This window comes from Pseudomonas sp. BW7P1, from assembly GCF_024981055.1.
GTDB classification, from domain to species: Bacteria; Pseudomonadota; Gammaproteobacteria; order Pseudomonadales; family Pseudomonadaceae; genus Aquipseudomonas; species Aquipseudomonas bananamidigenes.
Genome location: NZ_CP103374.1, coordinates 1,327,379 through 1,342,918, shown reverse-complemented (window position 1 = coordinate 1,342,918; position 15,540 = coordinate 1,327,379). Strand labels below are relative to the sequence as shown.

11 protein-coding genes are annotated in these 15,540 nt (G+C 62.5%); 8 read left to right on the top strand and 3 right to left on the bottom strand.

From position 1 onward, the window contains the following. The first annotated feature begins 5 nt into the window (after positions 1 to 5). The 7 genes from NWV16_RS05900 (at position 6) to nagE (ending at position 8,562) form a co-directional block, all read left to right on the top strand. Positions 6 to 557, top strand: coding sequence for an NUDIX hydrolase (locus tag NWV16_RS05900; protein WP_260522323.1), 552 nt, complete (start codon positions 6 to 8; stop codon positions 555 to 557). A gap of 49 nt (positions 558 to 606) precedes the next feature. Then, complete coding sequence (locus NWV16_RS05895) at positions 607 to 1,122, top strand: murein L,D-transpeptidase family protein (protein WP_260522322.1); 516 nt, start codon at positions 607 to 609, stop codon at positions 1,120 to 1,122. A 283-nt stretch (positions 1,123 to 1,405) separates the two neighbouring features. Continuing rightward, positions 1,406 to 2,137, top strand: coding sequence for a GntR family transcriptional regulator (locus tag NWV16_RS05890; RefSeq protein WP_260522321.1), 732 nt, complete (start codon positions 1,406 to 1,408; stop codon positions 2,135 to 2,137). A gap of 30 nt (positions 2,138 to 2,167) precedes the next feature. Continuing rightward, positions 2,168 to 3,274 (top strand): N-acetylglucosamine-6-phosphate deacetylase, encoded by a 1,107-nt coding sequence (gene nagA / locus NWV16_RS05885; protein ID WP_260522320.1) that lies wholly within the window; start codon positions 2,168 to 2,170, stop codon positions 3,272 to 3,274. Next, complete coding sequence (locus tag NWV16_RS05880) at positions 3,267 to 4,277, top strand: SIS domain-containing protein (protein WP_260523485.1); 1,011 nt, start codon at positions 3,267 to 3,269, stop codon at positions 4,275 to 4,277. Before nagA ends, NWV16_RS05880 begins: the two co-directional genes overlap by 8 nt. A gap of 35 nt (positions 4,278 to 4,312) precedes the next feature. Beyond that, positions 4,313 to 6,823, top strand: coding sequence for a phosphoenolpyruvate--protein phosphotransferase (gene ptsP / locus NWV16_RS05875; protein ID WP_260522319.1), 2,511 nt, complete (start codon positions 4,313 to 4,315; stop codon positions 6,821 to 6,823). Positions 6,824 to 6,846: 23 nt separating this feature from the next. Continuing rightward, on the top strand, positions 6,847 to 8,562 hold the full coding sequence (gene nagE, locus NWV16_RS05870; protein ID WP_260522318.1) for an N-acetylglucosamine-specific PTS transporter subunit IIBC: 1,716 nt from the start codon (positions 6,847 to 6,849) through the stop codon (positions 8,560 to 8,562). 178 nt (positions 8,563 to 8,740) lie between these two features. On the opposite strand, the gene NWV16_RS05865 is transcribed toward nagE, so the two are convergent. Both NWV16_RS05865 and purL read right to left on the bottom strand, forming a co-directional pair. After that, on the bottom strand, positions 8,741 to 9,052 hold the full coding sequence (locus NWV16_RS05865) for a YqfO family protein (RefSeq protein ID WP_260522317.1): 312 nt from the start codon (positions 9,050 to 9,052) through the stop codon (positions 8,741 to 8,743). Between the two features lie 5 nt (positions 9,053 to 9,057). Further along, positions 9,058 to 12,954 carry a phosphoribosylformylglycinamidine synthase gene (purL, locus tag NWV16_RS05860; protein WP_260522316.1) on the bottom strand — a complete coding sequence of 1,299 codons (3,897 nt, stop codon included), beginning with the start codon at positions 12,952 to 12,954 and terminating at the stop codon, positions 9,058 to 9,060. A 285-nt stretch (positions 12,955 to 13,239) separates the two neighbouring features. Between purL and mltF the strand changes: the two genes are divergently transcribed. Beyond that, a complete protein-coding gene (gene mltF, locus NWV16_RS05855; protein ID WP_082302468.1) occupies positions 13,240 to 14,700 on the top strand; it encodes a membrane-bound lytic murein transglycosylase MltF in 1,461 nt (486 codons plus the stop codon). A gap of 43 nt (positions 14,701 to 14,743) precedes the next feature. Here the strand turns inward: mltF and pdxJ are convergent, their stop codons facing one another. Continuing rightward, entirely contained in the window at positions 14,744 to 15,487 is a 744-nt protein-coding gene (pdxJ, locus tag NWV16_RS05850; RefSeq protein WP_007957371.1) for a pyridoxine 5'-phosphate synthase, read from the bottom strand. Positions 15,488 to 15,540 lie beyond the last annotated feature (53 nt).

The following is a 15,540-nucleotide window of genomic DNA, read 5'->3' as shown; positions in this document are numbered from 1 at the left end:
CCAGCATGAAATTTTGCAGCCAGTGCGGCAACCCGGTGACCCAGCGCATTCCCGATGGCGATTCGCGGCTGCGATTTGTCTGCGACAGCTGTCAGACCATTCACTATCAGAACCCCAACATTGTGGCCGGGTGTGTGGCGACCTGGGGTAGCAAGGTTCTGCTCTGCCGCCGCGCCATCGAACCGCGCCTCGGTTACTGGACACTGCCCGCCGGCTTCATGGAGAACGGTGAAACCATCGAACAGGCCGCGATCCGCGAGACCGCCGAGGAAGCCTGCGCCCGGGTACGCAACCTGAGCATCTACACCCTGATCGACGTGCCGCACATCAGTCAGGTGCATGTGTTCTTCCGCGCCGAGCTTGCAGATCTGGATTTTGCCGCCGGCCCCGAGAGCATCGAGGTACAGCTGTTCGAGGAAGCCGACATTCCGTGGGACGAGCTGGCTTTCCGCACCGTGGGACGTACCTTAGAATGCTTCTTCGCTGACCGCCGTGCAGAGCTCTACCCGGTTCGCTCCGAGTCGTTTCCACCGCTGGCCCAGCCTGCCATCACCTGAAAACACCTATAAATAAAGTATCTGCGTCACTTCCTGGGGAATTGTTTCAATGCGCTGGTTGCTTGCCCTGTTCTGTCTGTCGTTCGTCACTGTTTCCCAAGCGTCATTCGTGACCACCGTGACGCCTTCGAACACGCCGATGATCGAAAAAATCCTGGTGCTCAAATCCGCTCATCAACTGCAATTGATCGCCAACGGCAAACCCATCAAGACCTATCGCATTTCTCTGGGCAAAGGCGCGAAGAAAGGTCCGAAGCTGATCGAAGGCGACAAACGCACACCTGAAGGGCTCTATTGGATCGACTGGCGCAAGGTCAGCGAAAAATTCAATCTGGCCATGCACATCTCCTACCCGAACATCAGCGATTCGGCGCGTGCCCGGCGTGAAGGCGTCGAGCCCGGCGGGATGATCATGATCCACGGCACGCCGGACTCGGAAGAAACCCCCGAAGACCTGTTCCATACCCTGGACTGGACCGACGGCTGCATTGCCATGCGCAACATGGACATGCGCGAAGTCTGGGGCCTGGTGCCGGACGGTACGATGATCGAGATCCGCCCGTAACGCCCGACCACTGGTCGCCATCAAAAAAATAATTCAAGAGATCGCCGTTTTCGGCAGCACCGGCAGGAGTGATACCACTCTGATTAGCCGGTACTGGCGCAGACCGCGATCTTTTGCTTTTTACAGCCCACCACTAATACCACTTGAAAACACCCCGCCCTGAACCCTCGATTTCATGGGGCTTACGGCCAATCCACTGCGTTGACATGGTATTGAAGTGGTATTAATTTCCGCCCGAGAAGCGAGCCACAACAATCCTATACTCTCGCCGGAAATCGCCTACATGAATGACCTCCACGCCCTACGCCCGGACGACTCTCAGCCTACGCCGCTGTACCTGCAACTGGCGCGTAATCTGGAATCGGCGATCCATGCCGGGCAGTGGAAAGCCGAGCAGGCGATGCCGTCCGAACGCCACCTCAGCGAGCAATTGGGCATTTCCCGCGTCACCGCCCGCAAAGCGCTGGAAGTCCTGCTCGACCAGGGTCTGATCCGCCGCCTGCAAGGCTCCGGCACGTTCATCACCCCACGCCTTGAACAACCGCTGTCACGCCTGTCGGGATTCAGCGAAATGCTCCGTCTCAAGGGCTTCGTGCCCGGCTCGCAATGGCTCGAGCGGGAAATCACCCTGCCGACCCACGAAGAACTGATCCGCCTGGGCCTGTCGCCGAACGACAAGGTGGCGCGCATGAAACGCCTGCGCAAGGCCGACGACACCGTGATGGCCATCGAAATGAGCACCCTGCCCGCCTCGATCATGCCCAGGCCTCAAGTGGTGGGCGACTCGCTCTATGAACACCTCGACAGCATCGGCAAACCGGTCGTCCGCGCCTTGCAGCACATTCAGGCCATCAATGCGTCGGACGAATTCGCCGCGCTGGTCGGCATCGCCCCCGGCACCGCGATGCTGCTGATGACCCGGGTCGGCTACCTGGAAGACAACACGCCGATCGAAGTCACCGATACCTATTGCCGCAACGACTACTACGACTTTGTTGCAGAGCTGCGCCGCTGACCGGCAGCCAGGCCAAACGAGAGAAGCGAAATGTCCGAAGACAACATCCTCACCGCTGACGGCTGGATTCGCGGTCGGCTGATCCACGAACACGGCAGAATCGTGTCCATCGAAGGCACGCCCTGTGATCCGGCGGACAACGACCTGCCTTATCTGCTGCCGGGTTTCATCGACCTGCACGTCCATGGCGGTGGCGGCAAAGACATCATGGAAGGTGCCAGCGCTTTCGAAACCATCACCCGAACCCATGTGCGTTTCGGCACCACCTCGCTGCTGGCCACCACCATGACCGCGCCGAGTGCCGAGATCGCCAGCGTGCTCAAGGATGTCGGCGAATTCTGCGAACAGCGGCCGAAGGGCTGCGCCCGGGTTCTCGGCGTTCACCTCGAAGGCCCGTACATCAATCCAGGAAAACTTGGCGCACAGCCGAATTTCGCCCACACCGCGTTGATGGCTGAAGTCGAAGCGTATCTGGCGCTGGCGCCGATCCGGGTAATCACCATCGCCCCGGAAATCTCCGGTCACGACGACTTGATTCGTGAACTGAGCCGCCGTGGCATTCGCATGCAGATCGGTCACACCCTCGGCAGTTACGAGGAAGGTGTCGCCGCCCTTGAAGCCGGCGCCACCAGTTTCACCCATTTGTACAACGCCATGAGCCCGCTGCATCACCGCGAACCGGGCATCGTCGGCGCCGCACTCGCCCACGCCAGATTCGCCGAGCTGATTCCGGACCTGCTGCACGTGCATCCCGGCGCGATCCGCGTCGCCCTGCGTTCGATCCCTTGCCTGTATTGCGTCACCGATTCGACCGCCGCCGCCGGCATGCCCGACGGTGAGTACAAGCTTGGCAGCCACACGGTCACCAAATGCCTGGGCGGCGTGCGCCTGCCGGACGGCACGCTGGCCGGCAGCACCCTGACCATGGATCAGGCCTTGCGCAATCTGGTGAAGATCGGTCTGCCGCTCGCCGAGGCCTCGCAACGTCTTTCGCAATTCCCCGCCGACTACCTCGGCATCACCGAACGCGGGCGCCTGCAACCCGGCGCCCGGGCCGACTGCGTGCGGCTGGATCGCTCACTCACACTGACCGCCGTCATGGTCGAAGGAGAAGACATTGACTTCAAAAATGCTTGAGGAGGCGCTGTCCTCGTTCGAGGCCGTACAAGCCCAACTGCAACAGCTCGATGCTTCGATGATCGAGATCGCCGGTCGTCTGCGCCGTCAGCCGCCACAAGTGGCGATGACCGTCGCCCGTGGCAGTTCCGATCATGCGGCGAGCTACTTCGCCTACCTGACCATGCAGCAACTGGGGATTCCGGTGGCCTCGCTGCCGATGTCGGTGGTGACCATGCAGCAGGCGCCGTTGAAGGTCAGCGGTCAGGTCGCGTTCGCGTTTTCCCAGTCAGGCCAGAGCCCGGATCTGGTCAACAGCCTGCGTCTGCTGCGCAAACGTGGTGCCCTGAGCGTGTCGATGGTCAACGCCCCTGATTCGCCGCTGGAGGCCGCGTGCGAATTCAGCCTGCCGCTGCTGGCCGGCACCGAAAGCAGTGTCGCCGCGACCAAAAGCTTCATCGCCACCCTCAGCGCCAGCGCCCGCCTGATCGCGCACTGGAAGGAAGACAGCGAACTGCTCGAGGCACATGACGCTCTCCCGGAAGGCTTGCGCGAAGCCGCGCAACAGGACTGGAGCGCGGCCATCGACGCCCTGCGCGGTTGCGAACGCTTGATGGTGATCGGCCGTGGCGCCGGTTTCGCCATCGCTCAGGAAGCCGCGCTGAAATTCAAGGAAACCTCGGCGATCCAGGCCGAAGCCTTCAGCAGTGCCGAAGTGCGTCACGGCCCGATGGCGCTGATCGATGAAAACTATCCTCTGCTGGTCTTCGCCCCGCGCGGTGCCGAGCAGGCCGGCCTGCTGAGCCTGGCGGCGGAAATGCGCCAGCGCGGAGCACGCGTGCTGCTGGCCGCACCGGATGACGTGCTCGAACGCGACCTCACCCTGAGCCGCGCCGAACACCCGGCGCTCGATCCGATCCTGGCGATCCAGAGTTTCTACGTGATGGCCGCCCACCTGGCCGTGGCCCGCGGCATGGACCCGGATCAGCCGCGCCACCTGAGCAAAGTCACTCGTACGCACTGAGTCCGAACCGAACGTTTTCCTGATGAGACCGAGCCATGCACAACAACAATAAAGAGCTGACTTTAAGCGCCCCGCTCAGCGGCCCGGTGCTCACGCTCGCTAAAGTTCCGGATGCCGTGTTCGCCAGTGGCGCAATGGGCGACGGCATTGCCATCGATCCGTTGAACGACACCTTGTATTCACCTTGCGCCGGTGTGGTGATCCACGTCGCCCGTACCGGTCACGCACTGACCGTGCGTGCCGACAACGGCGCGGAAATCCTCCTGCATCTGGGGCTCGACACCGTCGAGTTGCAGGGCGAGGGCTTCTCGATGCTGGTCAAGGAAGGCACGCGGGTCAGCAGTGGCCAGCCGCTGGTGCGCTATGACCTTGACAAGGTCGGTCGCCGATGCAAAAGCCTGATCAGTCTGCTGATCCTGACTAACAGCCAGGATTTCCAGGCGCGGCCCATCACCCTGAAAACGGTAAAAACCGGCGAGCCGCTGCTGCACATCGTCGCTCGCCGCAGCGTAGCAGCGAACGCAGAAGAACCCTCCGGCCCGGAAGTTCATGGCCACGTGCGGGTCGCCCACCGTGGCGGTCTGCATGCACGCCCGGCGGCGTTGATCCGCCAGACGGCGCTGGGTTTCAAGAGCCAGTCGCAACTGCATTTCGCCGGCAAGTCAGCACCGTGCAACAGCCTGATCGGCCTGATGGGGCTGGCCATTGGCGAGCAGGATGAAGTGCAGGTCAGTTGCCAGGGTTCCGATGCGCAAGCGGCGTTGCAAGCCTTGCTCACTGCACTGACCACCGCGCTGCCCGACGATCAGCACGCGGCGCCCCCCGTAGCCGCCCCCCGCCATCGCCCGGCCGAGGCCGGCGTGTTGCGGGGTGTTTGCGCCGCACCGGGCCTGGTGGGCGGGCCGCTGTTTCGCTTGAATGCCATCAGCCTGCCGGCGGACTCCGGCAACCATCAGCCCGAGCAACAATTGCAGAATCTCGATACGGCGCTGAATCAGGTTCGCAGTGAAATCGACGGAACCCTCACCCAGGCGAAAAAGCAGCGTAACGCTGACGAGGAAGCGATCTTTGCCGCGCATCTGGCATTGCTGGAAGACCCGGCCCTGCTCGACGCCGCGCAACGATCGATTGCCAAAGGCACCGCGGCGACCCACGCTTGGAGCCTGTCCATCGATACGCAATGCGAAGTGCTGCAAAACACTGGCAGCCCGCTGCTGGCCGAACGTGCCAATGACCTGCGCGACTTGAAACAACGGGTGCTGCGCGCGCTGCTCGGCGAAGCCTGGCATTACGAAGTGCCGCCCGGCGCCATCGTCGCCGCCCACGAACTGACCCCTTCGGACCTGCTGCAACTGAGTGCGCAAGGCGTCGCCGGTTTGTGCATGGCCGAAGGGGGCGCGACGTCCCACGTGGCGATTCTGGCCCGGGGCAAAGGCCTGCCGTGCCTGGTCGCCCTGGGCTCGGCGTTACTCGATCAGGCCCAGGGCCAGTCCGTGGTCCTCGATGCTGACGGCGGTCGTCTCGAACTGACACCGAACGCCGAGCGTCTGGCCGACGTCCGACAAGCGCAACGGGACCGTCAGCAACGACGTGAAGCCCAGCAACTCCAGGCCCATCTCCCGGCCGAAACCCGCAACGGCGTGGCCATCGAAGTGGTCGCCAATGTCGCGTCCAGCCATGAAGCGGCAGACGCGTTCGCCAACGGCGCCGATGGTGTTGGCCTGTTGCGCACCGAATTCCTGTTCGTCGACCGCCACACCGCGCCGGACGTCGAAGAGCAACGCAGCGCTTACCAGGCCGTGATCGATGCCATGGGCGACAAATCGGTGATCATCCGCACCATCGACGTCGGCGGCGACAAACAACTCGATTACCTGCCACTGCCGGTGGAAGCCAACCCGGTGCTGGGTCTGCGCGGTATCCGCCTGGCCCAGGCCCGCCCGGAAATCCTCGATCAGCAACTGCGCGCCCTGCTGCAAGTCAGCCCGCTGCAGCGCTGCCGGATCCTGCTGCCGATGGTCACCGAAGTCGACGAACTGTTGCACATCCGCCAGCGGGTCGATGCGCTGTGTCTGGAACTGGGTGTCAGCCAGCGTCCGGAAATCGGTGTGATGATCGAAGTCCCGGCCGCCGCGCTTCAGGCCGAACAACTGGCCGAACATGCCGACTTCCTGTCCATCGGCACCAATGACCTGTCGCAATACACCCTGGCCATGGACCGCGACCATGCCGGCCTCGCCGCTCGGGTCGATGCCATGCACCCGGCGCTGCTGCGTCTGATCGCCATGACCTGCGAAGGTGCGGCGGTGCACAAGCGTTGGGTCGGCGTCTGTGGCGCACTGGCTAGCGATCCGCTGGCGACACCGGTGTTGATCGGTCTGGGCGTGACCGAACTGTCGGTGAGCCCGGTACAAATTGGTGAAATCAAGGATCGCGTGCGCCAGTTGCACGAAGCCGAATGCCAACGCCTCGCCCGTGACCTGCTCAAGCTGAGCAGCGCCGCCGCCGTGCGGCATGCCTGTCATCAACATTGGCCACTGCGCTGACAAAAACAACAAGGACAAACGCCATGTACCAACTCTTCATCGAAGGCCTGCAACGCCTTGGCCGGGCGCTGATGCTGCCCATCGCGATCCTGCCGATTGCCGGTCTGCTGCTGCGTCTGGGCGACACCGACCTCTTGAACGTCGCGATCATCCACGATGCCGGTCAAGTGATCTTCGCCAACCTGGCGATGATCTTCGCCATCGGCATCGCGGTGGGGTTCGCCAGGGACAACAACGGCACCGCAGGCCTGGCCGGGGTGATCGGTTACCTGGTGATGATCTCCACGCTGAAGGTGCTCGACGCCAGCATCAACATGGGCATGCTCGCCGGGATCGTCAGCGGCCTGATGGCCGGCGCGCTGTACAACCGCTTCAAGGACATCAAGCTGCCGGAATACCTCGCCTTCTTCGGCGGACGACGCTTCGTGCCGATCGTCACCGGTTTTGCGGCGGTGGGCCTGGGCGTGCTGTTCGGCTATATCTGGCCGCCGATCCAGCACGGCATCAACAGCTTCGGCAGCCTGATGATGGAAAGCGGCAGCTTCGGCGCCTTCGTCTTCGGCGTGTTCAACCGCCTGCTGATCGTCACCGGCCTGCACCACATCCTCAACAACATGGCGTGGTTCGTGTTCGGCAACTTCACCGACCCGACCACCGGCGCCCTGGTCACCGGCGACCTGTCGCGTTACTTCGCCGGTGACCCGAAAGGCGGCCAGTTCATGACCGGCATGTTCCCGATGATGATCTTCGGCCTGCCCGCCGCGTGCCTGGCAATGTACCGCAACGCCCTGCCGGAACGGCGCAAGGTGATGGGCGGGATCTTCCTGTCGATGGCCCTGACTTCATTCCTGACCGGCGTTACCGAACCGATCGAATTCGCCTTCATGTTCCTGGCTCCGCTGCTTTATCTGGTGCATGCGCTGCTGACCGGCCTGTCGATGGCGATCACCAACGCGCTGAACATTCATCTGGGTTTCACCTTCTCCGGCGGCTTCATCGACATGGTGCTCGGCTGGGGCAGGTCCACCAATGGCTGGCTGGTGATTCCGGTAGGCCTGGCCTATGCGGTCATCTATTACGCGGTGTTCAATTTCTGCATCCGTCGGTTCAACCTGAAGACGCCGGGGCGCGAAGACGTTGCCATCGCCGACAAAGCGGTGCTGACCGAAAACGAGCGCGCCGGCGCGTACATCAAGGCCCTCGGTGGCGCAGAGAATCTGGTGACGGTTGGCGCGTGTACCACGCGGCTGCGACTGGAAATGGTGGATCGCAACAAAGCGTCGGATGCCGATCTGAAAGCACTGGGCGCGATGGCCGTTGTGCGTCCGGGCAAGGGCGGCAGTCTGCAAGTGGTCGTCGGGCCGATGGCCGACAGCATTGCCGATGAAATTCGACTGGCGATGCCCGCATTGGGCCGTGCCGTGGTGGCTGGGCCTGCCGCAGCCATCGAAACCAGCGAACCGGTTGCAGTCGCTGCACCGCTCGCACAGCAATGGCTGACTGCTCTGGGCGGCAGCGACAACGTGCTGCAACTGGACTGCATCGCCATGAGCCGGATTCGCCTGCAACTGGCCGATGGGAAGGCGCTGTCGGAAAGCCGATTGAAAGAGCTTGGATGTCTGGGCGTGAGCGCGCTGGAAGATGGCGTCTGGCACCTGCTGGTGGGTGAGCGGGCGCAGAGTTTGAGTGCGGCGCTGGAGGGGTTGGTTAATCGCAGTGAGGTGAGTGCGAAGGTATAGGTCCACCACTCAACACGATGAGCGTCAGCTCGAGTACCGCTTTTGACGTGCTGGCCCCATCGGCAGGCTGAGTGGAGGGATTTATCCGGGGTGGGCGCGCAGCGCCGTTCGACCCCAAAAACCAAAAAACCCGCTGAAATCACTCTCAGCGGGTTTTCTGTTCAAACGGCAAGGAAGATCAAAAATCCTCCAACCGCCAAACCTCATAAGCCGGCGTCTCGTAAGGATGGCTGGACTTCAAAGCCGCCACCACCCCACGAATCAACTCATCGCCCACGACAAGCTCGACCTTCCACTCCTCGACCCGCTCGACCTGCCCAGCTTCACCAATGAACGGCTGACTGCCGTCCAAAGGCCGAAACTGACCCGATCCAGGCACCTGCCACGCACAGCGGTCATAGTCACCGATTCGCCCGCCACCGGCAGCGAATACGGCGTCCTTGACCACCTCGACATGGCTGTCGGGAACAAAAAACGCGAGCTTGTACACGGCGCTTAGTTCACCCACACACGCGCGTTACGGAACATGCGCATCCACGGAGCGTCTTCGGTCCAGTCTTCCGAGCGCCACGAGTTCTGCACGGCGCGGAACACACGCTCCGGGTGCGGCATCATGATCGTCACGCGACCGTCGCGGCTGGTGAGGCCGGTGATCCCGCGGGGCGAGCCGTTCGGGTTGGCCGGGTAGGCTTCGGTGACCTTGCCGTGGTTGTCGACGAACCGCATCGCCACGCAACCGGACAGATCGGCTTCCAGCAACGCCTCTTCGCTTTCGAATTCGGCATGGCCTTCACCGTGAGCGATGGCGATCGGCATGCGCGAACCGGCCATGCCCTGCAGGAAGATCGAGTTCGACTCCTGGACCTGCACCATCGCCACCCGCGCTTCGAACTGCTCGGAGCGGTTGCGCACGAAGTGCGGCCAGAACTCGCTGCCCGGGATCAGCTCGTGCAGGTTGGACATCATCTGGCAACCGTTGCACACGCCGAGGGTGAAGCTGTCGTTGCGCTCGAAGAAACCCTGGAACGCATCGCGGGCACGGCTGTTGAACAGTGCGGACTTGGCCCAGCCTTCACCGGCGCCGAGTACGTCGCCGTAGGAGAAACCACCGCAGGCCACCAGCCCCTTGAACTCGTTCAGGTCGACACGGCCGGCCAGAATGTCGCTCATGTGCACGTCGATCGCGCTGAAACCGGCGCGGTCGAACGCGGCGGCCATTTCCACCTGACCGTTGACGCCCTGCTCACGCAGCACGGCAACCTGAGGGCGGATGCCTTTCTTGATGTAAGGCGCAGCGATGTCCTGGTTGACGTCGTAGCTCAGCTTGACGCCCAGGCCCGGGTTGTCTTCTTCCAGCAGTGCATCGAACTCCTGCCGGGCGCAGTCGGCGTTGTCACGCAGACGCTGGATCTGGTAGCTGGTCTCGGCCCACTGACGCTGCAACAGACGACGCTGACCCTCGAACACGGTTTCACCATTGAAGGTGATGATGATCTGGCCGTTGTTGATCGGCTGACCGATCACCGAAACGCAGTCGCCCAGACCGGCAGCGCTGAACTGCGCGAGGATGCCCGGAGTCGCGTCCTGACGGACCTGGATCACCGCACCCAGTTCTTCGTTGAACAGGATGGCGGCGATTTCTGCCGAGTTTTGCGCAACGCTGTCCAGGTTCAGGTTCAGACCGCAGTGGCCGGCGAAGGCCATTTCCATCACGGAGGTCAGCAGACCACCGTCGGAACGGTCGTGGTACGCCAGCAGGTGACCGTCGGCGTTGAGGCCCTGGATCACGGCGAAGAAGGCTTTCAGATCTTCGGCGTCATCGACGTCCGGAGCCTGCTGGCCGAGCTTGCCGTGAACCTGAGCGAGAATCGAGGCGCCCATGCGGTTCTGGCCGCGACCGAGGTCGATCAGGATCAGATCGGTGGTGCCCTTGTCCATGCGCAATTCCGGCGTCAGGGTCTGACGGATGTCAGCCACTGGCGCGAAACCGGTCACGATCAGGGACATCGGCGAGGTGACGGTCTTGTCTTCGCCGTTGTCGTTCCAGCGGGTGGCCATGGACATCGAGTCCTTGCCCACCGGAATGGTCAGACCCAGCTCGGGGCACAGTTCCATGCCGACCGCTTTCACGGTGTCATACAGACGCGCGTCTTCGCCCGGGTGGCCGGCTGCGGACATCCAGTTCGCCGACAGTTTGATGTCGGAGAGCTTGTTGATGCGCGAAGCGGCAATGTTGGTCAGGGTTTCGCCGATGGCCATACGGCCCGACGCCGGGGCGTCCAGCAGTGCCAGCGGGGTGCGTTCGCCCATCGCCATCGCTTCGCCGGTGTACACGTCGAAACTGGTGGCGGTAACGGCCACGTCGGCCACCGGAACCTGCCATGGGCCGACCATCTGGTCACGGGCCACGAGGCCGGTGATGGTGCGGTCGCCGATGGTGATCAGGAAGCTCTTGCTCGCCACGGCCGGGTGATGCAGGACGCGCTCGATGCTGTCGGCGATGTCCAGGGTCGAAGGATCGAAATCATCGCCCAGTTCGGCTTCGCGGACCACCGAACGGTGCATGCGCGGCGGTTTGCCCAGCAGCACTTCCAGCGGCATGTCCACCGGGCTGTTGCCGAAGTGGCTGTCGGTCACGGTCAGTTGCGGCTCGGCGGTGGCTTCACCGACGACGGCGAACGGGCAGCGCTCACGTTCGCAGATGGCCTTGAAGCGCTCGAAGTCGGCCGGAGCGACCGCCAGCACGTAACGCTCCTGGGACTCGTTGGACCAGATTTCGTGCGGGGCCATGCCCGGCTCGTCGTTTGGAATGTTGCGCAGTTCGAAACGGCCACCACGGTCACCGTCGTTGACCAGTTCCGGGAAGGCGTTGGACAGACCGCCCGCACCCACGTCGTGGATGAAGCTGATCGGGTTCTTGTCACCCAGTTGCCAGCAACGGTCGATGACTTCCTGGCAGCGACGTTCCATTTCAGGGTTTTCACGCTGAACCGAAGCGAAGTCCAGATCCGCCGAACTGGCGCCAGTGGCCATGGAAGAGGCAGCACCGCCGCCCAGGCCGATCAGCATCGCCGGGCCGCCGAGCACGATCAGCCTGGAGCCGACCACGATCTCGCCTTTCTGCACGTGCTGCTCACGGATGTTGCCCATGCCGCCAGCGAGCATGATCGGCTTGTGGTAGCCGCGGACTTCGTCACCGTGCGGCGTAGTGATCGACTGTTCGAAGGTACGGAAGTAGCCGGTCAGGGCCGGACGGCCGAATTCGTTGTTGAACGCGGCGCCACCCAGCGGGCCTTCGATCATGATGTCCAGCGCGTTGACGATGCGCTCAGGCTTGCCGTACGGCACTTCCCACGGCTGTTCAAAGCCCGGAATCTGCAGGTTGGATACGGTGAAACCGGTGAGGCCGGCCTTCGGCTTGGCGCCACGACCGGTTGCGCCTTCGTCGCGGATCTCGCCACCGGAACCGGTGGAAGCACCCGGGAACGGAGCGATCGCCGTCGGATGGTTGTGGGTCTCGACCTTCATCAGGATGTGCACCGGCTCCTGCACCGCACCGTACTGGCGGGTCTCCGGATCCGGGAAGAAGCGGCCGGCGACGTTGCCGACGATCACCGAGGCATTGTCCTTGTATGCGGACAGCACGCCTTCGCTGTGCATCTGATAGGTGTTCTTGATCATGCCGAACAGGCTTTTTTCCTGGCTCTCGCCGTCGATATCCCAACTGGCGTTGAAGATCTTGTGGCGGCAGTGCTCGGAGTTGGCCTGGGCGAACATCATCAGTTCGATGTCGTGCGGGTTGCGCTTGAGACCGTTGAAGGCGTTGACCAGGTAATCGATCTCGTCTTCGGCCAGGGCCAGACCCAGCTCGACGTTGGCCTTCTCCAGCGCGGCGCGACCACCGCCAAGGATGTCGATGGCGGTCAACGGCTTCGGCTCGGCGTGGCTGAACAGACCGGCAGCCTGTTCGAGGTTGCCCAGAACGATCTGGGTCATGCGGTCATGCAGGACGTCGGCGACCTGCTGCGCTTCGGTTTCGCTGAACTGGCCGGCCACATAGAACGCGATGCCGCGTTCCAGGCGCTGGATCTTGCTCAGGCCGCAGTTGCGGGCGATGTCGCTGGCCTTGCTGGACCATGGCGAGATGGTGCCGAAACGCGGCAGCACCAGAAACAGACGACCGGTCGGCTCTTGAACCGGAACGCTTGGGCCGTACTTCAGAAGGCGCGCAAGCACCTGCTGTTCGTCGCCGGTCAGGACGCCGGTGACTTCGGCGAAGTGAGCGAATTCAGCATACAGGCCACTGACAGCTGGAACCTTCTGGCTCAGTTGCTCAAGGAGTTTGCTGTGGCGAAAGGCAGAAAGGGCAGGAGCGCCGCGCAGGATCAACATCTTCGGGACAGCCTCGGGAAGGGGTGTGCTTTGAGGCCGTGCATTCTAGCCTAAACCGCCCTCAACATCACCCGAAACGCTACGCACGGTTGCACTCGGACCTCAATCTGTGTTTCTGCCTCTGGAGTCAGAATTCGAGCCTGCAGGACAGCCGCTTATTTTTTCTGTCACAAAATGCTGTCCGGCCCCGTTCCTGCGGGGTTGCGGGCGCTTTTTCAGTCGCTAGCAGACTCCCCCTCCACTGTCGAGATATGGCGCCCGTTGCGCTTTGCGTATACTGCGCACATGTTTTTCCCAACGGCTTTGCGTCCGCGGTACGCCAAATGGCTGATCGCTACCGGACTCTTCCTGATGCTCAGTGGCTGTGTTGATAAACCCAACACCCTCGAGCGCGTAAAGGAGGATGGTGTGCTGCGGGTGATCACCCGTAACAGCCCCGCCACCTACTTTCAGGATCGCAGCGGCGAGACCGGCTTCGAATACGAGCTGGTGAAGCGCTTCGCCGACGATTTGGGGGTGGAGCTGAAGATCGAGACCGCCGACAACCTCGACGACCTGTTCGACCAGATCGGCAAGCCCAACGGCCCGGTGCTGGCTGCCGCCGGCCTGGTCAGCAGCGATCAGCGCAAGAAACAGGTGCGCTTTTCCCACTCCTACCTCGAAGTCACGCCGCAGATCATCTATCGCAACGGCCAGTCCCGGCCGACCGACGCCAGTGAACTGGTCGGCAAGAAGATCATGGTGCTCAAGGGCAGCACCCACGCCGAACAGCTTGCCGAGCTGAAACGCCAATATCCCGGGATCGAATACGAAGAGTCCGACGCCGTCGAAGTGGTCGACCTGCTGCGCATGGTCGATGAAGGCCAGATAGACCTGACCCTGGTCGACTCCAACGAAGTGGCGATGAATCAGGTGTATTTCACCAACATCCGTGTCGCTTTCGACCTCGGTGATGCCCGCAGCCAGAGCTGGGCGGTGGCGGCCGGCGAAGACAACAGCCTGCTCAACGAAATCAACAACTATCTGGACAAGGTGCAGAAAAACGGCACCCTGCAACGCCTGAAGGACCGCTATTACGGCCACGTCGACGTCCTCGGCTACATGGGCGCCACGACGTTCGCCCAGCATTTGCAGCAGCGGCTGCCCAAGTACGAACAACACTTCAAGACCTACGCAAAGAAAGAGAAAGTCGACTGGCGCCTGCTCGCGGCCATCGGTTATCAGGAATCGCTGTGGCAACCGGCGGTCACGTCGAAGACCGGCGTGCGCGGCCTGATGATGCTGACCCAGAGCACCGCGCAGGCCATGGGCGTATCCAACCGCCTGGACCCGAAGCAGAGCATCATGGGCGGAGCCAAATACCTGGCCTACATGAAGGATCAACTGGACGACTCGATCCAGGAGCCGGATCGTACGTGGTTTGCGCTGGCTGCCTACAACGTCGGCAGCGGCCATCTGGATGACGCGCGCAAACTGGCGTCACGGGAAGGCCTGAATCCGGACAAGTGGCTGGATGTGAAGAAGATGCTGCCGCGCCTGTCGCAGAAGCAGTGGTACAGCAAGACCCGCTATGGCTACGCCCGTGGCGGCGAGCCGGTGCATTTCGTGGCGAACATCCGTCGCTACTACGACATCCTGACCTGGGTGACCCAGCCGCAGCTTGAGGGCGATCAGGTGGCCGAAGGCAATCTGCATGTGCCGGGGATCGACAAGTCCAAGCCGGCGCAGGAAAACCCGCCGCTCTGATAAACACTGCGGGAGCCGGCTCCCACAGTGTCTGTGTTGATGCTCAGGCCTTTGCCGCCGCCAGAATCAACGCCTTCATCTCCGAGACCGCCGACTTGAAGCCAACGAACAACGCATGTGCCACCAGCGCGTGGCCGATGTTCAGTTCGTTGATGCCCTTGATCGCCGCCACGGCTTCAACGTTGTGATAATGCAGACCATGGCCGGCATTGACGATCAACCCCTGCGCCAGACCGAACGCCACGCCGTCCGCCACACGCTTCAATTCTTCGGCCACTTCGGTCGGTGTTTCGGCATCGGCATAACGTCCGGTGTGCAGCTCGATGGCCGGTGCCCCCACTCGCTTCGAGGCAGCGATCTGCCGCTCGTCAGCGTCGATGAACAGCGACACTTCACTGCCGATCTTCGACAGACGTTCGACCGCAGCCCTGATCCGCTCTTCCTGACCCGCCACGTCCAGACCGCCCTCGGTGGTCAACTCCTGACGGGTTTCCGGCACCAGGCAAATGTGGGCCGGACGAATGCGCTCGGCGAACGCCATCATTTCTTCGGTGACGCCCATTTCGAAGTTCATGCGGGTTTGCAGCACATCCTTGAGCAGCAGGACGTCGCGCTCCTGGATATGGCGACGGTCCTCACGCAGGTGCACAGTGATGCCATCGGCGCCCGCCTCTTCCGCGTCCAGCGCAGCCTTGACCGGATCCGGATAGCGCGTGCCCCGAGCCTGACGCAGGGTGGCGACGTGGTCGATGTTCACGCCAAGAAGAATGCGGTTGCTGGTGGTCACGGATACGCTCCTGAAGGGAAAGATTCGGCGCACAGCATACACGGTGAAGGGGC

Bases quoted from the DNA above. Each gene is read 5' to 3' on its own strand.
- NWV16_RS05900 (WP_260522323.1), top strand. From the start codon at position 6: ATGAAATTTTGCAGCCAGTGCGGCAACCCGGTGACCCAGCGCATTCCC.
- NWV16_RS05895 (WP_260522322.1), top strand. From the start codon at position 607: ATGCGCTGGTTGCTTGCCCTGTTCTGTCTGTCGTTCGTCACTGTTTCC.
- NWV16_RS05890 (WP_260522321.1), top strand. From the start codon at position 1,406: ATGAATGACCTCCACGCCCTACGCCCGGACGACTCTCAGCCTACGCCG.
- nagA (WP_260522320.1), top strand. From the start codon at position 2,168: ATGTCCGAAGACAACATCCTCACCGCTGACGGCTGGATTCGCGGTCGG.
- NWV16_RS05880 (WP_260523485.1), top strand. From the start codon at position 3,267: ATGCTTGAGGAGGCGCTGTCCTCGTTCGAGGCCGTACAAGCCCAACTG.
- ptsP (WP_260522319.1), top strand. From the start codon at position 4,313: ATGCACAACAACAATAAAGAGCTGACTTTAAGCGCCCCGCTCAGCGGC.
- nagE (WP_260522318.1), top strand. From the start codon at position 6,847: ATGTACCAACTCTTCATCGAAGGCCTGCAACGCCTTGGCCGGGCGCTG.
- purL (WP_260522316.1), bottom strand. From the start codon at position 12,954: ATGTTGATCCTGCGCGGCGCTCCTGCCCTTTCTGCCTTTCGCCACAGC.
- mltF (WP_082302468.1), top strand. From the start codon at position 13,240: ATGTTTTTCCCAACGGCTTTGCGTCCGCGGTACGCCAAATGGCTGATC.